Below are 20,578 nucleotides of genomic sequence, written 5' to 3' on the forward strand. Positions count from 1 at the left end.
TCTATTCAGGGATATTTTCAACAACTTCAGGCACTGCCTCTTCATTAATAGTATCTTCTGCAGTGGGTGTTGCAGTGACTTCAAATGTTTTAAAACGCATTTGCTGTTTATGATCAAGTATATAAGCATGAATTCGACGTTTTTGTTCTGCAGTATCCGTTTGCGGTAAAGAACGAGTAGCATCAAAACTAACAGGTGATAAGCCACCATTAATACCTAAAATTGGCGCTGCAGCACTGAAAGGTTGTTCAACCTCAGTTTGATTCATATGTTGCACCCCTAAAATCATAGCTACAGCAACAGATGCAGCAACTGCCATCTGTCCCCCCTGCTTAGCAAAGGGTATCACATTGCCAATCAATGGAATATCTCGCCATGTTTTCTTAGGGGCTAAAATTGCGGGTTCTGATTCTAAAGCTTGAGCCACTTTAGCTGCAATATCGAAGTTCAACTCTGTTGGTAGCTCTTGACGTAAACCATCACGAATTAGATGGTAATTTTTCCATTTTTGCATCAAATCGGCATCACGTTTAACAGCGTCAACAACATTATCTGATGATACTTCACCATCAATAAAAGCTGATAAATTTTCAAATTTTTGCGACATACAATATGGTTCCCGCTAATTTAGTTCTTATTTCTGATAAATAATAGATTTATCAACTTAAACTTAGTCGTTCATAAGCAAAGGTTGAATCACTTTATCTAACGCATCACGAGCCCTGAAAATTCTTGATCTTACAGTACCTACAGGGCAATCCATAACTTCAGCTATCTCTTCATAACTCAATCCTTCTAACTCACGTAAGCTAATAGCCATTCGTAAATCTTCGGGTAATTTATCCATTGCCTCAAACAATAGCTTTTCCATTTGTTCTGACATTAAACTTTTTTCTGGCGAATTATTTTCTTTTAATGCATCGCTGCCATCATAAAAATCCGCTTCATCGGCGTCAATATCATTTGCCGGTGGTTTCCTCCCTTGAGAAACCAAATAATTTTTAGCACTATTTACTGCGATCCTGTATAGCCAAGTATAAAATGCGCTATCACCTCTAAAATTGGGTAAAGCTTTATATGCTTTTATAAATGCTTCTTGTGCCACATCGGCTACATCGCCTGAATTTTTTACATACCGAGAAACTAAATACGATACTTTATGCTGATACTTAACAACTAACAGCCCGTATGCGTTTTTGTCACCTCTTTGTACTCGTTCAACAATTTGTTGATCTGTTAACTGCTCGCTCATTCGAGCTATTACTCCTTTACGAAAATATACTACAGCTCATGCAAGCACTAATATTGACTAACCATATTAAAAAAAGTTCGATAAATAATGATCTTTTTTCAACAAACATATAAAAAGGTAAAATAACCACCCTAACATTTGGGACTGTTGATCTTTTCTGTATAAATTTTGTTCTAACTAAACGCTTTTTAATCGCGGCGCTGGTTTACAGGCCTAATGGATTAAGTCAAAAATCAGCAACAAAGAGTAAAAAGCGTTTAGGACGAACCCTTCGGGCAGCGTTTGTGCGGCATTTCTACTGCCTCAGCACTCATTCATGTCGAACAACTACACCACAATCGCGCTTCATTGTATAAATACCGCACAACTCGCTGTAAAACATCTAGAGAAGTTCAACAGCCCCAATGAATTTTCGCATATTATAGGCAATTAAATACATTGATATTTGCGTAGCGTAAATTAGTATGGCCTAACAATCGACTCATTATTTGACTAGTTTACATTATGCACTCAACTATTGAACACCAATGTGACGTACTCATCATTGGCAGCGGCGCAGCTGGACTGAGCCTCGCACTTAAAATTGCAGACAATTGTCAGGTAATTGTATTAAGTAAAAGTGAGCTTTCTGAAGGCTCGACAAAATATGCCCAAGGTGGCATAGCCGCAGTTTTCGATGAAAATGACTCTATTGAATACCATGTATCTGACACATTACTTGCTGGTGATGGTCTATGTAATGAAGAGGCGGTTCGATTTACCGCGTCTCAAGCTAAGGCTTGTATGGAATGGTTAATTGATTTTGGTATGCCTTTCGATCAAGAGAAAGATGGTAATGGCGAGTCCAAATTTCACTTAACAAGAGAAGGCGGTCATAGCCATAGACGCATTTTACATTCAGCTGATGCAACAGGTGCTGCTGTACAAGTCACATTAATAGAAGCGGTTAAACAACATCCTAACATTCATCTGTTTCAGCGGTATAACGCTATTGACTTAATTAAGAGTAAAACCCAAAAAGATTTGTTACTGGGTGCTTATGTTTGGAACAGAAAAAAAGAAAAAGTTGAAATAATTCGCAGTCAATTTGTAACCCTAGCCACTGGCGGTGCAAGTAAAGTTTATCAATATACATCTAACCCAGATGTTTCCAGCGGTGATGGTATTGCGATGGCATGGCGCGCAGGCTGTCGAGTCGGCAACATGGAATTTAATCAATTTCACCCCACTTGTTTATACCATCCAGAAGCGCGAAACTTTTTAATTTCTGAAGCATTAAGAGGCGAAGGTGCTAAATTATGTCACCCAGATGGCACGCCTTTCATGCATAAATTTGATGAAAGAAGTGATTTAGCGCCAAGAGATATAGTCGCTAGAGCCATTGATTTTGAGATGAAACGTTTAGGCGCTGATTGTATGTACCTTGATATAAGTCACAAACCTAGCGACTTTATTGTTAAACACTTTCCTAATATTTATCGTAAATGCCGCGCATTAGGCATTGATATCACTAGAGATCCAATCCCTGTAGTACCAGCAGCCCACTATAGTTGTGGAGGTGTGGTCACCGATAAATTCGCCAAAACCGACTTACAAAATTTATTTGCTATTGGTGAAGTCGCTTATACAGGTTTACATGGCGCAAACAGAATGGCCAGTAATTCATTATTAGAATGTATTGTTTATGCCCATTCAGCTGCTGAATATATAAAGGCAAATTTGGCTAAAGACTACCAGCAGGAGCCAATTGAAGAATGGGACGAAAGTCAGGTAAGTGATTCAGATGAAGAAGTGATTATTCAACATAACTGGCACGAATTAAGGCTATTCATGTGGGATTATGTAGGGATTGTTCGTACTAATAAAAGACTAGAGCGCGCTCATCATAGGATCAACCTATTAAAACAAGAAGTTAACGAATACTATTCTAACTTTAAAGTCAGTAATAACTTACTTGAATTGCGTAATCTACTCACAGTCGCAGAGTTGATAGTTGAATGTGCCCGTGAACGCAAAGAAAGCAGAGGATTACATTTCAATGTTGATTACCCCTATCAAGTTGATGATCCCCAACCGACCATTATTGGTCCTTTAACTAAATAATATCAGTAAATTGAATTGAGCCTATCAAATGTGGGCTCGATTCATTCTGATTAATTTGCGTCTGCACTTTAAAGTCAATTTCACCCTTACTTTTGTTACTTGTACTTGTTTGCAACATAGACACTTTTCCAGGTAAAAACAAAGGTAACTTAAACCCTACTTGCACTGAAAACGCCTTAGCGAAAGCCGCAGGATACTGCTTTTGTAATTCAGATAAACACCGTGATTTAGTCCACATACCGTGAATAATATGTTGTTGAAAACCAAATAATTTAGCAGACCATTTAGCTAAATGAATCGGATTATAATCACCGGAAGATTTAGCATATAAACGGCCTAAATTTGTCGCTAAATTCCAATCTACAGTCAAGCTATCAACAGAAAATTCTGGGACAGGCTTTTTAGCGATCTCATCCACTTGAATTTGATGTTTAGTGCGATATAAATTCACGCTTACGCTACTCCAAACCAATTCATCATTGCTAGTACAGTCGGTAATAACCGAGAACAACCAACCTTTGTGGTGCGCGGTTAAATCAGCTAAACGACAGGTTAATTCAAGGTTTTCGCTAAGCTCAATAGGCCTATATTGCTGAATACTATTTTCTACATGCACTAAACCCAACAAAGGAAAAGGAAATTCAGGCTGTAACAATAATTGTAAATGTAGAGGAAAAGCTAAAGTATGAATATAACAAGGATGTAAGTGTTCTCCTTGCCAATTAACCACCTTCTGAAACAAAGCTACTTTGTTACTTTGTATACAAATATCTGGCAGACAAAATTCTGTTCTAGGTAACTTTATGGGGGTGGTTTTATTCGCTTTTTTGAACAAAAACTTAAGCATCAATAATTTAATATTCGATGCCTTTTCTAATTCAACAGTTTGTATCGCATGGGGATTCATTACTAATTAACCATTTTTTGTTGCTGAAAAATAATAGCTCGGCACAAACGTCGATAATTTTGTTCTGATACCTGATCATGATAAATAAGTAACCATTTAGCATCGTTTGCATTCACCACTGAACTTAACTTTAAAAATAAAACTAAGCTAGTCATACGAGATTGCCCACTGATTAGCCAACTACTTTGTTCTAATTGCCCTACTTCGATCCATTGTCCATCTTGGCTAAAGGTCACCGACGGTATTTTTTTATTTTTTAACTGCCGAGACAAATAAAAAAAACTCAGCACAACTATGATGGATAAAACACTTTGGATTAACCATTGCCAAACAATAATTTGTGGTTTCCAACTCCAAATTGAAAGCACAAATAAAATAGCAAGGACACTAACAAGTATCCTTTCTAGACGTGACGAGGAAAACTCAATTCTATACTTTGACACGACTCAATATATGCTCAATCATTCCTTTGATAACAGGATCGTTGCAAGCTTGATGGCCCATAAACCAAGCATACAAATCGGGATCATCAAACGTGAGTAAACGTTCAAAAATCAACTGCTCTTCATCTGACAGTTGCAAAAAACCAGTTTCAGCAAAAGGTATAAATAATACATCTAGTTCTAACATCCCTCGACGACATGCCCATTTTAATCGCCCATACCTTTTTTTATCGAACATAGTAAACCTCAAACCAAAAACATTTCTTACCAAGATAAGATAATTATCTCAGATATTTTATATGCCAACATAATAGCAGGTATAATTAGTTCTTTTCAGCTCTTTCCTTGGGAAAGTAAACTATTACCCCATATAAATAACATTCAACCAAAGGCAAATAGAGAATCAAATATGTCAGCGTCAAATAATGAATATATAACCCAAATATCTAACAAAGGGGTTATCCAGTTAAGTGGTGAGGAAAGGGTTAAATATCTACAAGGTCAAGTAACCGCTGATATCAACAAACTTCAAGCAGATAATGCATTATTGTCTTGTCATTGTGATTTTAAAGGCAAGATATGGAGTGTGTTTTACACCCTTAGCTGGCAAGACTCTATTTTATTGCTACCTCACCAATCCGTATTAGAAAAATCCTTAGCTGAACTAAACAAATATGGCGTATTTGCCAAAGTGGAAATCACCGACCAAACCCCAAATTGGCAGCTAATTGGTGGCTGTGGGGAAAAAATGGAACAAACTATTAGCCAATTTTTTGGTGACTTGCCTAAACAAAACTTAGCCACCCTAAGTAGTGAACAAGGTTTAGTATTATGTGTTGATAAAACTGCCAAACGTTATTTAGTGCTACAACCAACAAATGCCACTACACAATTTACATCTCCATCAACTGACAGTGCTGAATTATGGGAAATAGATGAAATTAAAGCAGGACTGGCAGATATTCGTCAGCAAAGCTCTAATGAATTTGTGCCTCAAATGCTTAACTTACAGACACTTGGGGCGATAGATTTTGAGAAAGGTTGTTACATGGGGCAAGAAGTTATTGCTCGAACTAAATATTTAGGTCGTAACAAAAAAGCAGGGTTTATCCTCACCTCACCGACCACCAACATGCCATTAGATGGCGAGCTGATTGAATATCAAATTGAAGGAAACTGGCGTCCTGGTGGTAAAATTTTGCGAAGTGCCACAAATGGTAAATTAACTTGGACATTTGCGGTGTTGTCTAATGATACAGAAACTCACACAGAATTTAGACTCAAGTCCAATACTGACGTATTATTTACCACTCAACCTTTACCCTATGAATTAACTTAGGCACAATTTAGTCATTTTAAAACTTTTGGAAAATTATGAATATATCTAACAAAACCGTTGCAACAATCCACTTTACTGTTTGCTCAGCAGATGGCACACAAATTGACTCATCTAAAGAGCGTGAACCAATGGTTTTTCTGCAAGGTAGTCATTTTCTTATTCAAGGTTTAGAAAATGAATTAGAAGGTAAAAGTGTAGGTGATAAATTTGTTATCGATATTCCACCTGAAATGGCTTACGGAGTTCGTCATGATGAATTGGTACAAACTGTGCCTAAATCTATGTTTGAAGATATGGATGTCACACCAGGCATGACTTTTAGAGCGACCACTGATGACGGTGAACAATCAGTAATGATAGTTGATGTTACCGAAGATGAAGTGGTAGTGGATGGAAATCATCCCCTATCAGGTTTAACACTTAACTTTGATGTAGAAGTATTAGAAGTAAGAGAAGCAACAGAAGAAGAACTCGTACATGGCCATCCACATTCCGAAGGTGGTTGTGGCCACACGCACTAAAATAAAGCATAAAATCATAAGTGCCTAATACCTAATAGGCACTTATTACCCCTTAAAAAATCCAATAAATAGTAAAGTGATTTAACGTTAATGTAATTTTTGTTGATAATGTAAAGGGCTTAAACCTGTATGTTTTTTAAAGACAGTACTGAAATAACTAGCATTTTTAAAGCCAACAGCGTGAGACGTTTCAACCACTGAATGATTTTTTAATAATTGCTGAGCTCGTTGCAAACGATAACAAGTAATATATTGATTAATGGTTTTACCTGTCACTTTTTTAAAGGTTCTGATTAAATAAGAATCACTCACTTTTGTATAATGCGCAATTGCAGCTAACTCAATTTCTTTATTAAAGTTTGCCTTAATGTAACTTATGGCCTTATCAACTAACTCTCTATTTTTTATGGTCGGTTGATTAGAATCTGCTTTTGTTAAACCAACCGTGTCACCTGTATTGGTATGATAAAGTTGTTCAAAGTCTTCATCTTGTAGAGGAGTCTCTAAGGATTGATGATTGGCAACTCTTCTGTCCTGTGTAGGGATTACTTTGGGGTTAACCAATAATATATCATTCAACTCTTGTTTTAATTCTTCAGCTTGTTTTTTAACGGATTGAATATCTTCGTATCCCAAAGATAGCCAGAATACAGACAATAAAAATGCCACTGCATAAAACAACCAATACAGATCGAACACTTCCCCAATAATATACGAGCCACCAAGAACTAAGGTACTGAGTAATATCATTAATGTATTAGCTTGCAGATTATGCCTTAAATGATAATAAATCAGGTACACACTAGGAAAAACCAATAAAACAGCAGTGGTAATCATTAACATATCGCTATATGTAGCTTCGGTAAACATTAACGGTAGTAAAGATCCGTACTCTATAGGAAACAATATTTGGTAAGTACAACCATCCCTAACCATGACAAATACCGAAGCCCCAGAAATACCTAATATGTAAGGAACAACAAAACTAAAAGTTTTTAATGTTAAGCCACAACGCATTTTGTTGGCGATCAATAAGGAAGGAAACCCAATAGCAAACAAGATGAAGAATCGTATATATAATATAAGGTGCGCGAGTGTATGACCGCTATAAAACTGTAAAGGTCTACCAAACAAAAAAATAATAAAACATAACAAAAAACATACATAAAAAGGAAAATCAGCCCCTTTATATTGTCTAATTACCACCAAATAAGTCAAAGTTAGCAGTAAAAACAACCCTGTCATTATAGGAGTGATGTGATAAAGAATGGTCTCTAATGGGATTGAAAACATATATTACCGTTATAGATAAAAAGCTTGCCTAAACTAAGGCACCTATCAGATTGAAAACAATTAACAATAGAGTATTACAAAAATCATAGATAATCATCCTATTTATTAATCAATTATTCCTTCTAATATCCTGAATTTAACAATACATAGTTCTCACTCAAAAATGAGGATTATAAATGGCCAACAACACAATAAAAATGAACAAAGCATTCACCATTTGGAATGATTAAGTTCAACAAAATTGAACTTGGCATTTGGTATATTGAACAAACAAAAACATAATGCATTGTTTTTATTATCAATTTATAAGTGTCAGCTTTTTAAACAACAAATATAACTAAATAAAAAAACCACCTATAACTCGATATTATATTGGTCTAGATACCATGTTCCTTTTGCCACTTCATTCATGTAACTTAACAACTCGCCAATAAATTGTTAACAACTTACAACAATAAATTGACAATGTCGGGCAGTAATAAAATTCTTTTAAAAGAATGCTGAACAAAATATTGCTGCCTATTTTTGGGTTACACACATAAAGAAGAAATGGTGTTATATGAAAATATTTAAACTAAGCAAGCTCACACTTGCCATAGCATTAGGGCTGCCCTTAAGCTCGGCTCTGGCTGTGCCTTTTGATCCTGCATTAGCCACTGACGGCGATGCTTTTACCTTTGAAGCTGAAAGCTTTGAAAGTACCGGTGGTACAGTTCCTCAAGCTCACCTGCAAGGGATGATAAACCAAGCCTGGGGCAATCGAGATGGCGTTACATTTAGTAATCAAGGTGGCGACTGGGTTGACTATACAATCAACTTCCCGACAACAGGTTATTACCGTGTACACACACAAATTGCCTCCCATAATAATCCAACGGCAAAAATCTTACTTTATGTAGGTAAAAATAAACTCGCAGAAGAAGAGTCTGGGGCTAATGGGTGGCATGATCTTACCATCACAGACGGCATTTATATTGAAGCTGGTGAGCACAATGTGCGCTTAGAGTCACAGACCACAGGTTGGGCTTGGGCAGCAGATACAGTGACTTTCACAGCACTAAATTCAAGCGGAGAAGACTTTGATGCCGGCCCAGCAATTGTTGATGGCAAACCAGATGGTTCTAGTGGTGGCGGTGAAACTGGTGGCGGTGAAACTGGCGGCGGTGAAACTGGCGGCGGTGAAACTGGCGGCGGTGAAACTGGCGGCGGTGAAACGAATACCGCCTACCAATCTGATACGGTAACAGTAGATATCAACTTAGATATGAGACACGAAGTTAAAGGTATATCCGACTTTAACCGTAAGAAACACATTACTATCCACTCTAACTACACTGAAGCAGATTGGAATGGCCAAGCGGATACCATGAATTACTTAATGAACGACCTAGACGTTTATTTTGGCCGTGACAACGGCATGGCTGGCTGGATATTCAGAGCCACAGCACAAGATCCTGATAACTTGGGTACACCTGATTTAGACGAGGTGGCAAATTTTGGTCAGTGGCATAAAGACAATATGTACGACATCTTACCTGAATCTATACGGGCCTATGAAGACCGTGCTGATGAAATGATCATGGGTATCACACCACACGGTCCTTTCCCCACCCAATCATATTGGCCCGCTCATTTAGCAGGTAAAGACGAAGATCCTGGTAAATATATTTTACGTGATATTGAAGTTGCCGCTGAATACGTAGGTGAGTACCTCGATAAATTCATGCGTAAATCAGACGAAACAAGTGGCTACCCTATGCCTAAATATTGGGAAGTGATTAACGAGCCTGATATGGATGTCAACGTGGGCCACACGTTTATGGTATCGAGTTTCGAGCAAATATTTGAATACCATAATTTAGTGGCCGAGCAAATTAATGATAAACTACCCGAAGGTGAACGCCCCTTAGTGGGTGGCATGACCTGGGGTTTACATGACTTAGATGCACAGGACTTATCCACCCGTTTTAAAGATCAACAAAGTGCTATTAGAGCCCGTTATGCTGCACCGAATGATTCTCCAGAAGGTTTAGCTTTAGAAGACTTTTTACAAGACATTACCACTTCAGAACATTGGGCTACACGTACTGATCAATTCTATCAATGGGATTACTTGTGGAAAGGCTTCATGGATGCAGCCGGTGACAATATGGATTTCTATTCAATCCATTTGTATGACTGGTCGGGTATGGATAATGACCCCCAAAAAGGCAGTAAAATTCGCAGCGGAATGACCACAGAAGCCATATTAGACATGGTGGAATGGTATGACGCTCAAGTAAATGGTAAAGAAAATCTAAAACCTTGGGTAATTTCAGAATACGGCGCCATTGCGTCTGGTCATTCCACACTACCATTTCTACAAGAAGATTATCGTTACGCAGATTGGTTACATATTCGTTCCTTTAACCAAATGTTTATGCAATTACTAAAACGTCCTTCACAAATTGTGAAATCTATGCCGTTTATAGTAGCAAAAGCTAAATGGGGTGCTTATGCGGTGGGTGATGATGTAGTACGTTATGAACCTGCATTAATTCAATCTGAAGCAGGAGCCGATACATTCTTCACTGAAGAATCAGAATGGTTTGTGACCGATAAAATTCAATGGTATGAATTATGGTCAGACGTAAAAGGGACACGTGTTGATACCCATTCAAATGATCCTGATGTACAAGTAGACGCCTATGTAGATGGTAATCACACCTATCTTATTTTGAACAACCTTGAATATTTTAATATTCCTGTTGATTTATCCTTTATGGGTGCCAATGGTAACAACGTTAAAAGTGTTAACATGAAACACTCCTACTTAGCTGAAGGATTGAGCCCAACCAACTTAGGCCGCGCTGTATTGGCCCAAGCAATGTTGAATGAGTTGCCTGAATCGGTCACTTTACAGGCTGGCTCAACCATCATTCTAGATATTGAGTTTAACGATGATGTAGCCATCACTGCGGTATCTAAAGAAAATAAATACTTCGCAGAAAGTTTATCAGGTGCCGGTAAGGGAGAAGCTGCCAAAGGTCAGATTCACCGAGTACTAGGTGACTCTGTTACCGCCAATGTTAATGGTGTTGAAGTACCAACAGAAGGTGAAGCTAGCTTACGTATATCGGCACGTTTCTACCCATTCCACGCCTCTAATCCTCGCTCTGATTTAAATAACTTTACTATCAATGGCCATACCTTAGCGGTTCGTAAACAAACAGATCCGAATACGCAAGGTGTTGCCACTGAGCATTTAGATTTAATGGGCGCAGATACAACAGGTCAAGGTGTGGCGATGAACTTTATCGAAATCCCTATTCCTTTAGAATATCTAAAAGAAGATAACGTGATTACTGCTAAGATCGGACAAGGGCAAGCCTTTACTGCCATGAGTATTTCTACTTGGGATATGAGCAAAGCGCCAGCTAGAAGTAGCGGTACTGAATGTGATCCTTGTACTGCAGCATCGAGCATGAGTATTACTGGCAACAGTGCTGTGTTTATAAAAGAAACCATTGCCTTAAAAGCTAATGTCCTACCTATGGATGCAGACAATATGGTGATTGAATGGACCAGCTCTAATGTACTAATAGCCGCTGTCGATCAAAATGGTTTGGTAACAGGAACGGGCACAGGTACCGCAACCATTACCGCAAAAACAGCTGATGGTTCGATTACTGCAACCCAAGAAGTTACAGTAAGCACTATTCAGCCTTCAAGTGTTGAATTAAATATGGACAGTGCTGATTTAGGTGTCAATGACCAAGTATTACTGAATGCCAGTATTGCTCCGTTTAATGCCAGCAATAAATCATTGACTTGGTCTTCTTCTAACGAAGCTGTAGTCACTGTTAGTGCTTCAGGTTTAGTCACTGCAGTAGCAGCAGGTAGTGCCACAATTACAGCAGAAGCTGAGGATGGTGGAGCAAGTGATACAGTTGCTATTAACGTAACCAATATTGCATTAACAGATATCGAACTTGTTTCAACTGCTGTTATTGTTTTACCTGGTAACTATCAAGCAAACGTTAGTTTCACTCCAAGTAATGCCACTAACCAAGATGTCACTTGGCAATCAGCTACCCCTAGTATTGCATCAGTTAGTAATGCAGGCTTAATTAGCGGTGTTGCCGCAGGTACTACAACTATTACTGCCACCTCTGCAGATGGTGGGTTTACAGAAACAATCACAGTAAGTGTGATTGAAGAAGCAGCTATCACTGCCACACCTGTAGATGTAGAAGCAGAAACAGTCAGCGCAACCGGTGGTGCCTTTGGTGGATTTGATACCGGTGAATTTGGTATCAATAATAACCAATCTGGTGACTGGGCCGACTTCAACATTGATTTTGCTGAAGCAGGGGTTTATCGCGTTATCTTAGATGCCGGTACTCCAACGGATCCAGTAAACGGTGTAGAAGTCTTTATTGATGGCGTCTCTGCCGGTACTGCCAACATCCCCACCACAGGTGATTGGGATGTGATGCAAAGCACAGTTATTACTAACAACCTGTTAGTAGCAACAGCTGGCACTCATACCATTCGTATAATGAGTATTGGTGCAGATGCTAAATGGCAGTGGAATGCAGACAAACTCACCTTTATCTTGTTAGCAGGCCTAGCAGCTGAACCAGTAGACCCTACTGACCCAACGGACCCAGTAGACCCTGCAGATATTCATCAAGCACCAGCAGTGGTAAATGACTCGGTGGTTATTCAAGCCGAAAGCTTTGCCAACACTGGCGGGACTCATGAAGGTTTTATCGCTTCAGAAGTAGGTATCAATAATAACCAAACCGGTGACTGGGCAGATTACCCAGTAAACTTTACGGCTAAGGGTACTTATCAATTAGTCACATTACTGGGGGTGAATGGTGATGCTGCGGGTATTGAAGTATCACTTCGTGATGCTAGTGATACACCTGTATACAGTAAAACCTTGAATCCAGCACAATCTGCTTGGGAAGATTATCAACCTCTCGATCTAGGTAATGATATTGAAATTACTGAGACCGGTCTTTACACCTTACGTATCAAGAGTGTAGGTGCTGCAAATTATTGGCAGTGGAATGCTGATTACTACACTCTTACCAAAACAGCAGATGAAGGGGGGGCCGTTATGGTTACCGGAGACTATGACAGCGATGGAGATGTGGACATTAATGATGTCAGAGGGCTGGTTGGCGCGATTCAAAGTCGTGAAACCATCGATATGGCCTTTGATATGAATGATGACGGTGTTGTGAACATATTAGATTCGCGCGTGATGATGAGCATATGTACTCGCGCCCGTTGCGTAACTGAATAACCTTATTAATAAATAGGAAAAAATAATGAAAAAATTTATAGCGACATTAGCCTTATTCGTAGGCTTACAAGCAAATGCAGGCATCATAGGCTTAGAGCTAAGTGATACCAATACCAATGTAGGAGAAAACGTACAAGTAACTTTATCAGGTACTGGGTTTGACGCTTTTGATACATTCAACTTAGAAGTAGAGTTTGATACTAGCTTGTTCTCCTTTAACCCATTATCTGTGGGAGGCGACTTATTCGACGCCATCCCCTTTATATTTGAGGTGACTGAGCAAGCCTATGGGATAGCGATCTCATTTATAGACTTTATCCCCTTTGTAGGTGGAGATTTTACTATCGCCACCTTTGACCTAACAGCCATGGCAAAGGGTGATACAGACTTTGAGTTAGCCAACATAGAGGCATATGACTATTTTGCTCCAATAGACGCAGCTGAAGAAGCTAACCTTGATGTTTCTATAGCCATCGCTGATAGCACTACATCGACTGAAGTATCAGCCCCAGCTACTTTGGGCTTATTCGCACTTGCCACATTTGGCATATGCGCTTTACGTCGTAAAGCCTAACTAAAAAGGACTTAAAAGATAAAGGCGACACTGACTTGAGTGTCGCCTTTTTTTTGTAAAAAATAGGAATAATTATATTTAACCTGAATACTGGATCAGCCGAACCTCTCAATGACGAATTTTTTTCGTGGATAGCAATACGGTTTTTGATTATGACGACAGTCAACTGACTTTTAGTGATTTTAGTTTTAACTTTGCTGAGTCCTTAGCAGACGATTTTATATCTGATGCTTTCGATATGGCAGCAAGTGTATTTGTTGATACTTACTGGAGTGATATGTTTTTAACCCGGCTCTAGCACCCACTGGCATATTTGAATTAGGTACTATTACCTTTGACAAATTAGTAGCCGATTTAAATGACACAGCATTTAATCATAATGACAAGGTGTTTACCGCTGACGTACAAGGTGCTGCGTGACTTACAGCAGCCCTTCTACTGAAGTACCCGTACCACCCACTTTTAGCTTATTAATGTTAGGTCTATTAGCAGCTGTAGGTGTACGTAAAAAACGTTAATAATAAAAATAAGAACGGCTTAAATCGTTCATAATAAGGTTTAATTACCTTTAGCCGGCTTTTTTTGCCCTTGAAACAGAGTAACGCAGCGTGAAGCTGAACGGTGCAGACTGAGGAGCATAAAGCAGAAAAGACAAAGCAAAAGCGTGTCACCGAGTTACACAGAGAAGAGTCATAATATTATTAAAATTAAAAGCTGATCAATAGCCTGACACAGGGGGAAACAGAGAAAAACAACAGCAGAACCTAGTAAATTGGGGTAGGAAATAGTTTAAAAAAATAGATTTGCTACAAGATCATCCCCCGCCCTCAAAGCCTGTTATATTCAAACATACAGCTAGCAGGAATCCATTGAGAACAGGTGCTAATTACTAGATTCATGCTACAAGGAAAAGATAAAGCAATGACCTAAAAGCCGTAAAAAAAAATAGTAAAGTTCTTTAATGATACAATATTCGCCATTTATTGAAGCGTGATAGATTCGAAAAAAATCTTCCAGTTGTATGGTATTGGGTTAATAAAATGTATTATGTTAAACAAACGTAAATCAATCATGTAAAAAAAAAGTTAAGGTATTTAATTATCTCACTCGTTTATAAATATAAGCCTTTACTGAAAGGTAAAAGTGGAATGGCAAAGTCTATTATTTTCAGTCTTTCTTGCGCTGCGCTACTGACAGTTTCGACATTGACTTACGGGCAAGGACCTCAAGAAAAAAGGAAATTTGATTTTGATATTCATTTAAAAAACGCTGACCAATCACTTATTGAATTTGCAGAACAAGCAAATCTTATTTTCATTTTACCTTTTGATGCACTTAGAGGAATAAAAGTACGTCGGGTAAGAGGGCAATATACGGTAAACGAAGCATTGAGTATCATGCTAAAAAATACCGGTTTGCAAGCTCATGTAGATGATCAAGGACAGTTAATAATTATAAATGATCAAAACGATGAGACCATAAACATGATACAAAAAAACAAATTATCAGCGGCAGTTATTGCTGCTTTAACATCCACTACATTATTAAGCGCTAATGCATCAGCTAATGACCAGGCAAACCAAGAGAATCTTGAAGTTATTCAAGTTAGAGGCATTCAAAGCAGTCTAACCAAAGCCATGGGCATTAAACAAGACGCAGCTGGCATACAAGACAGTATAGTCGCTGAAGACATAGGTAAATTTCCCGATCAAAACGTAGCAGAGTCACTACAACGTATTACCGGGGTGACTATTTCCCGAGAAAATGGCGAAGGTTCAAAAATTACAGTTCGCGGTTTTGGCCCTAAATTTAACGTTGTAAAAGTCAATGACCGTACATTAGCAACTACAGACGGCGGCCGAGATTTTGATTTCCAAGTTTTAGCATCTGAATTAATTTCTGGTGCAGATGTAGTAAAAACCCCCACTGCTGATCTAACCGCTGGTAGCATAGGCGCTTACGTGAATATCACCACAGCTAGGCCTTTTGACAGTGTAGGTTTTCACGCATTGGGATCAGTAAACGCAAAGTATAATGATTTATCAGAAGAATTTGACCCTCAATATTCAGGTGTCATTAGTAATACATTCAATGATGATTCTTTTGGGGTATTGTTTGGCTTTTCTGTTAAAGAAACCAATAGTCGCATTGATAAATACCGCACCAACCGTTGGCATGAGCTGTATGCTTTCCCAGAAAATTTAACTGGTGATGTGCGTAATGAAAATGGAGACGTAGTTGATGTAGCCGGTTTTCGTCGTCCTGGCCGAGCAGCTTTTGATGCTCACGAAGAAAAACGTGAACGTACCGGAGCTAATTTAGTTTTACAATGGGCCCCTAACGACGATATCGTATCAACTTTTGATGTCCTATATACAGACTTAAATCGCGAAGTTATGAGCTTAGGGTATCAAATACCGACTCAGGCAACTCAGTATAGTAATGCTGTGGTCAATGAAAATGACACATTATTGTCTGCCACTATTAGCGACAATAATATTGATCTTTTAACCCGTCAGTTAGGGCAAGAATCAACCACTTGGGCCTACGGTTTTAATACTGAATACAATAAAGACAATTTAACCGTAGAATTTGATGCTTCATACTCAAATTCTGAATCCACGCCAATCCTAAGAGAATATGTCCCACATTTTACCTTGCCTGATAACCTAGCTGGTCGTGAAATTGATATTGATTACGGAGCAGGCGATGTTCTAAACACTAGTGCAACGATTGATATCACAGATATAGATAACATTCGAGCTCATTGGAATGGCGCTAGTCATAATGAAATCGAAGACGAAGTAACTGAATTAAAGTTAGATGCAACTTACCAGTTTGATGGTGATTTTCTTGAATCAATTCAAGTGGGTACAGCATATTTAGATCGAACCAATACCAATAATGCATTTAATATTGGTGGTGGTGGTGGTTACTGTTCACCTTGTGGGGGAGAACTCAATGCTATCTATCCTAATGCCAATGAAATATTTGAATTAAGTTCATTTAGTAACTTCCTAGGAGATGAGTCTGGTGTATTTCCTCGTAACTGGGTAATAATTAAAGACATTAATGCATATGTAGATGCCACCCAAGCTTTAGCTGAAAAAAATTGGTATGTAGACGGTAACGGTGTGTGGCAGACTGATGATGGAACATTAGGTTCACCTCTTGTAGCTCCTGGTCAGATGTGGAATACAGAAACCCAAGACTTAGCGGCATCATACGAAAATCAAGAGACGACTTTTTCTTTTTACGCACGAGCAAACCTTGTGGGTGAAGTAGGTAACATCAGTTGGTCAGGTAACGCAGGTCTGCGTTATATAAATATTGATAACACTTCTTTAGGTTTTTCACAAAGTATCACTAATATCTCAATCAACCCTAGTTCGAATGCCTCTGAGTTACGCTTAGATGTAAATCGAACCGAAGCATTACCGGTATCAGAAGACTCTAGTAATAGTTACTTATTACCTAGTATTAATGTAAATTTTGATCTTAATGATGGACTGTTTTTAAGATCAGCAATAGCTCAAACTATTTCTCGTCCAGCTATTGCTGATACCGGCGTAAATCAAAGTATAGCTGTAGATAACACTGGGCAGGTCACACGTTTAGCAGGTAATCCACAATTAAAACCTTACAAAGTTAACCAATTTGATTTGTCTTTAGAATATTATCAAGAGAACGGTAACGCCTATTCTGTCGCTTACTTCTACAAAGATATTACTGACTTTATTTCGACATTTAGTTCCCAGCAAGATTTTATTGGAAATGTCGATGCGGATGTATTAGCTCGTATTTCAGGTAACGCGCTACCTGAAACCAGTACCTCAAAAGAAAATCGTTCTGGCGGTTCGGTATCTGGCCTTGAGTTGAGCGTATTACATTATTTTGACTACCTTCCTAGTTTCTTATCTGGATTTGGTGTGCAGGCCAATTATACCTATGCTGACAGTAGTGATGATGGCGCAAGTTTAGTTAATCAACCCGGAATTACTGAACCCGGTAACGCATTAGAAGGCTTTGCTAAAAATTCGTATAACTTAATTGCATTTTACGATGAAGGTGGCATACAAGCTCGACTTGCCTATAACTGGCGAAATAACTTTTTGCATGCCAGAGATGGGGCTGCAAATAGTATAGCGGCCAGTTTACCGGTTCACACCGATGCTTATGGACAATTAGACGCTAGTGTTTCTTATGACATTAACGAACGCATCACCATTTCTGCAGAGGCAATTAATTTAACTAATGAAAGCCGCTTAGAATATGTGGACATACGTGAACGTGTGAGCATAGTTGAATATTCAGGCGTACGTTATCAAATGGGAATAAGAGCCAAGTTCTAACACTTTATTGGATATAAAAACGGAGGCACTTAGCCTCTGTTTTTTATTTCACCAATTTAATTCATGTGGAATTTATGTCTATCAATCATCAACCACTCAAATCTTATGTCATTGTGGGTGGAGAAACTGCTGGTTGGATTTCTGCGGCTTTACTCTGCCACGTATTACATAATAGTGAGGCCTTGGTTACATTAGTCGAATCACCGAAATCCACCAGTGGGTGTCGGTGAAGCGACGATCCCCTCTTTTGTTGATCCATTATTATTTTGAATATTTCTAAACAGACTTTTATTGCTAAAACCAATGCTACTTTTAAATTGGCTATTAAATTTGTAGATTGCAGGGCAAAAAGGACAATCTACTGGCATCCTTTTGGTAAAATCGGACTAGAGGAAAACGTTAAGCCGTTACTCAGTCATGATGAATTTATTGAAAGATTCATTGGCCACCACTAATGTGCAGAACCTATTAGCTAGCCATATTTAGTTGTTTTGTTCACAGTGAAAATAAACTTAGGGTATAAATGATGTTAAATCGTTTTAATAACTAGTATGAAGTTGAAGAAAGCGAATCAATGCTAGGTAAAAATTTCAGTTTTGTGAACTCGGTTCTATCCATAAGGCCAAATCTTATGCGTTATATTTCCAAAATTGCGCCTCCTGCGGAAGTAGAAGATATTGTTCAAGAGGCCTATGTTAAACTGTGTCAACTAGAGCATACTGAACAAGAAACCATGCAGCGTAAAAACGCTCTGCTGTATGTAATCGCTAAAAATTTAGCATTAGATCACAACAAACGCGCTGAAGTGAGGCTGGCAGATGGCGTTAATGATGAGTCAGAATATATAACGGAAGAGAACGACTCTACTTATAACTATGCAGCAACCCATGAAAGGTTTGGTCATTTTTGTGAAGTAATCCGCAGTATGCCCAAGCAATGTCAAAAAGTATTTGTATTAAAAAAAGTATATGGTTTTAGTCAACAAGAAATAGCGCAAGAATTAGGTATTAATATTAAAACTGTAGATAGCCATGTAGTCAATGGAATGAAACTTGTCAAAGCCCATGTAGATCAATCAAAAGTAGGCACTCCCCAATACAAACGTAAAATGGTGGGTGGAAAGTATGAACAATAATGTAGTGCAATTGATAAACAACGAAGACGCAATTTTGGACCAAGCTCTACACTGGCTCACTGAGCTTGAGCGCGGACTATCACCTGAACGAGAAGTATTATTAAGAGAATGGCTAGCTCGTTCTCCTGCCCATAAAGAAGTATTCTTAGAAGTGACAGCGCTATGGGATGATTTAGATGTATTATCTAATTTGTCTGATGTGTTTCCGTATAAAACAACTAATCGACCTTGGTATAAAACCACGGGGTTGTACCCAATTGCTGCAACTATATTAGTATGCTTATTGTTGAGCTTTTATTATGCCGGCACCAAGGATCCGCAATTGGTAGAAACTAATAACGTCAAAGATGATAGACAACTTGTTGCTACCTATCGCACTAAAGTCGGCGAACACAGCACCTTTAAACTGCCTGATAATTCACTGCTAACCTTAAATACTAATAGCGAAGTGAATGTTGAGTACTCTAATACTCAAAGAAACATCCATCTGCTTCATGGCGAGGTACATGTTGAGGTTGCTCACGATAATAACCGCAAGTTCTACGTTCAAGCTGGTGGCAAAGTGATTGAAGCGGTAGGTACTGCTTTTAACGTACTGCATCATAATGCCTTAGATATTGAGCTAATTGTAACGGAAGGAACAGTACTAGTATCAGAAGCGATTAAGGAGGTAACGACTAACCCTATCTTAAACAGCGTCAGTCAATTTATAGGTCAGTCTTCGGCAAATGAAAAAATTTCCGTCACGGCTGGGGAGCAAATTCATTTAAATGTAAGACAAAAAGTAAAGCAGTCGGAAATTACTATAGAAAAAGCTACTCATGTTATGGAATCTAAACTTTCATGGATGAAAGGCAAAGTAATATTTAACGGCGAGCCCTTAGAGCAAGCCATAAAAGAAATCAGCCGTTACTCAAACTGGACATTAGAGCTAAAGGGTGAACAACTTAAAAAACGTAAAATAGTCGGTCGTTTTCAAACTGGTAATATCGAACTATTGGTAGAAATATTAAAGAAAAACTTTAATATTGATGCGGAATACACTGATACCCAAAAAATTATTCTAACTGCAGCCCATTAAAGAGTAAGCATAAAAATTCAAAATAACTGGGGCGCAACTAATCATCAGATTATATCAAGCCCCCTAATGATTTTATCTGGCTTAATGAATCCCCCTTACTTGACATTGAATGAACTAAATCTTTTAACCAGTGAATAAAATTCAGCAATACTCCGCTGCGCAATGACAACAAGAAATAACCACTATCGATAAATTTTGGTTGATTAGATTATGTTTTAAGTTGGCCAAACCAATATAAAATAGGTAGGATGTATGACATATTACAAATGCAAATTATCA

At 38.4% G+C, this 20,578-nt stretch carries 16 protein-coding genes and 1 pseudogene; 11 read left to right on the forward strand and 6 right to left on the reverse strand.

The genetic code is table 11. From position 1 onward, the window contains the following. Window position 1: 1 nt before the first annotated feature. A complete protein-coding gene (locus GQR87_RS14255; protein WP_158970425.1) occupies window positions 2–607 on the reverse strand; it encodes a sigma-E factor negative regulatory protein in 606 nt (201 codons plus the stop codon). Window positions 608–670: 63 nt separating this feature from the next. Next, entirely contained in the window at window positions 671–1,252 is a 582-nt protein-coding gene (rpoE, locus tag GQR87_RS14260; protein ID WP_158970427.1) for an RNA polymerase sigma factor RpoE, read from the reverse strand. 504 nt (window positions 1,253–1,756) lie between these two features. Here rpoE and nadB point away from each other — a divergent pair. Then, window positions 1,757–3,355, forward strand: coding sequence for an L-aspartate oxidase (gene nadB / locus GQR87_RS14265; RefSeq protein WP_158970429.1), 1,599 nt, complete (start codon window positions 1,757–1,759; stop codon window positions 3,353–3,355). Here nadB and GQR87_RS14270 read toward each other — a convergent pair. Genes GQR87_RS14270 through GQR87_RS14280 form a run of 3 tightly spaced genes read right to left on the reverse strand, consistent with a single transcriptional unit; the run spans window position 3,348 to window position 4,943 of the window. Further along, entirely contained in the window at window positions 3,348–4,262 is a 915-nt protein-coding gene (locus GQR87_RS14270; RefSeq protein ID WP_158970431.1) for a MaoC/PaaZ C-terminal domain-containing protein, read from the reverse strand. The two genes, nadB and GQR87_RS14270, sit on opposite strands and share 8 nt — an antisense overlap. 2 nt (window positions 4,263–4,264) lie before the next feature. Further along, the gene (locus GQR87_RS14275) at window positions 4,265–4,705 is read right to left on the reverse strand and encodes a protein YgfX (protein WP_158970433.1); all 441 of its coding nucleotides are present in this window, start codon (window positions 4,703–4,705) and stop codon (window positions 4,265–4,267) included. Next, a complete protein-coding gene (locus tag GQR87_RS14280; RefSeq protein ID WP_158970435.1) occupies window positions 4,692–4,943 on the reverse strand; it encodes a succinate dehydrogenase assembly factor 2 in 252 nt (83 codons plus the stop codon). The genes GQR87_RS14275 and GQR87_RS14280 overlap by 14 nt, the downstream gene beginning before the upstream one ends. Before the next feature lie 171 nt (window positions 4,944–5,114). On the opposite strand from GQR87_RS14280, the gene ygfZ reads away from it, so the two are divergent. Then, complete coding sequence (gene ygfZ, locus GQR87_RS14285) at window positions 5,115–6,044, forward strand: tRNA-modifying protein YgfZ (protein ID WP_158970437.1); 930 nt, start codon at window positions 5,115–5,117, stop codon at window positions 6,042–6,044. A 35-nt stretch (window positions 6,045–6,079) separates the two neighbouring features. Beyond that, complete coding sequence (locus GQR87_RS14290) at window positions 6,080–6,565, forward strand: peptidylprolyl isomerase (RefSeq protein ID WP_158970439.1); 486 nt, start codon at window positions 6,080–6,082, stop codon at window positions 6,563–6,565. 87 nt (window positions 6,566–6,652) lie between these two features. Here GQR87_RS14290 and GQR87_RS14295 read toward each other — a convergent pair whose 3' ends face one another. Continuing rightward, window positions 6,653–7,597, reverse strand: a complete 945-nt coding sequence (locus GQR87_RS14295) for a helix-turn-helix transcriptional regulator (protein WP_158970441.1) — start codon at window positions 7,595–7,597, stop codon at window positions 6,653–6,655. Window positions 7,598–8,417: 820 nt separating this feature from the next. Here GQR87_RS14295 and GQR87_RS14300 point away from each other — a divergent pair. From GQR87_RS14300 to GQR87_RS14340, 8 genes and pseudogenes are all read left to right on the forward strand, one after another. After that, window positions 8,418–13,157, forward strand: a complete 4,740-nt coding sequence (locus tag GQR87_RS14300) for an Ig-like domain-containing protein (protein WP_158970443.1) — start codon at window positions 8,418–8,420, stop codon at window positions 13,155–13,157. A 25-nt stretch (window positions 13,158–13,182) separates the two neighbouring features. Then, window positions 13,183–13,731 carry a hypothetical protein gene (locus tag GQR87_RS14305; protein WP_158970445.1) on the forward strand — a complete coding sequence of 183 codons (549 nt, stop codon included), beginning with the start codon at window positions 13,183–13,185 and terminating at the stop codon, window positions 13,729–13,731. 127 nt (window positions 13,732–13,858) lie between these two features. Further along, window positions 13,859–14,029, forward strand: a complete 171-nt coding sequence (locus GQR87_RS14310) for a hypothetical protein (protein WP_158970447.1) — start codon at window positions 13,859–13,861, stop codon at window positions 14,027–14,029. A gap of 118 nt (window positions 14,030–14,147) precedes the next feature. Beyond that, complete coding sequence (locus GQR87_RS14315; RefSeq protein ID WP_158970449.1) at window positions 14,148–14,249, forward strand: PEP-CTERM sorting domain-containing protein; 102 nt, start codon at window positions 14,148–14,150, stop codon at window positions 14,247–14,249. 630 nt (window positions 14,250–14,879) lie between these two features. Then, window positions 14,880–18,083 (forward strand): TonB-dependent receptor, encoded by a 3,204-nt coding sequence (locus tag GQR87_RS14320; protein ID WP_158970451.1) that lies wholly within the window; start codon window positions 14,880–14,882, stop codon window positions 18,081–18,083. Between the two features lie 74 nt (window positions 18,084–18,157). After that, window positions 18,158–18,538: pseudogene (locus tag GQR87_RS22395) on the forward strand (tryptophan 7-halogenase). Between the two features lie 119 nt (window positions 18,539–18,657). Beyond that, entirely contained in the window at window positions 18,658–19,218 is a 561-nt protein-coding gene (locus GQR87_RS14335; RefSeq protein ID WP_255456436.1) for an RNA polymerase sigma factor, read from the forward strand. Beyond that, complete coding sequence (locus tag GQR87_RS14340) at window positions 19,208–20,299, forward strand: FecR domain-containing protein (protein ID WP_158970459.1); 1,092 nt, start codon at window positions 19,208–19,210, stop codon at window positions 20,297–20,299. The genes GQR87_RS14335 and GQR87_RS14340 overlap by 11 nt, the downstream gene beginning before the upstream one ends. Window positions 20,300–20,578 lie beyond the last annotated feature (279 nt).

The sequence above is a fragment of the Paraglaciecola sp. L3A3 genome (assembly GCF_009796765.1).
Classification (GTDB): Bacteria; Pseudomonadota; Gammaproteobacteria; order Enterobacterales; family Alteromonadaceae; genus Paraglaciecola.

Excerpts from the sequence above, each read along its gene's own strand:
- rpoE (WP_158970427.1), bottom strand. The coding sequence starts at position 1,252 with ATGAGCGAGCAGTTAACAGATCAACAAATTGTTGAACGAGTACAAAGA.
- GQR87_RS14305 (WP_158970445.1), top strand. The coding sequence starts at position 13,183 with ATGAAAAAATTTATAGCGACATTAGCCTTATTCGTAGGCTTACAAGCA.
- GQR87_RS14320 (WP_158970451.1), top strand. The coding sequence starts at position 14,880 with ATGGCAAAGTCTATTATTTTCAGTCTTTCTTGCGCTGCGCTACTGACA.
- GQR87_RS14255 (WP_158970425.1), bottom strand. The coding sequence starts at position 607 with ATGTCGCAAAAATTTGAAAATTTATCAGCTTTTATTGATGGTGAAGTA.
- GQR87_RS14340 (WP_158970459.1), top strand. The coding sequence starts at position 19,208 with ATGAACAATAATGTAGTGCAATTGATAAACAACGAAGACGCAATTTTG.
- ygfZ (WP_158970437.1), top strand. The coding sequence starts at position 5,115 with ATGTCAGCGTCAAATAATGAATATATAACCCAAATATCTAACAAAGGG.
- GQR87_RS14280 (WP_158970435.1), bottom strand. The coding sequence starts at position 4,943 with ATGTTCGATAAAAAAAGGTATGGGCGATTAAAATGGGCATGTCGTCGA.
- GQR87_RS14300 (WP_158970443.1), top strand. The coding sequence starts at position 8,418 with ATGAAAATATTTAAACTAAGCAAGCTCACACTTGCCATAGCATTAGGG.
- GQR87_RS14335 (WP_255456436.1), top strand. The coding sequence starts at position 18,658 with ATGCTAGGTAAAAATTTCAGTTTTGTGAACTCGGTTCTATCCATAAGG.
- GQR87_RS14270 (WP_158970431.1), bottom strand. The coding sequence starts at position 4,262 with ATGAATCCCCATGCGATACAAACTGTTGAATTAGAAAAGGCATCGAAT.
- GQR87_RS14290 (WP_158970439.1), top strand. The coding sequence starts at position 6,080 with ATGAATATATCTAACAAAACCGTTGCAACAATCCACTTTACTGTTTGC.
- nadB (WP_158970429.1), top strand. The coding sequence starts at position 1,757 with ATGCACTCAACTATTGAACACCAATGTGACGTACTCATCATTGGCAGC.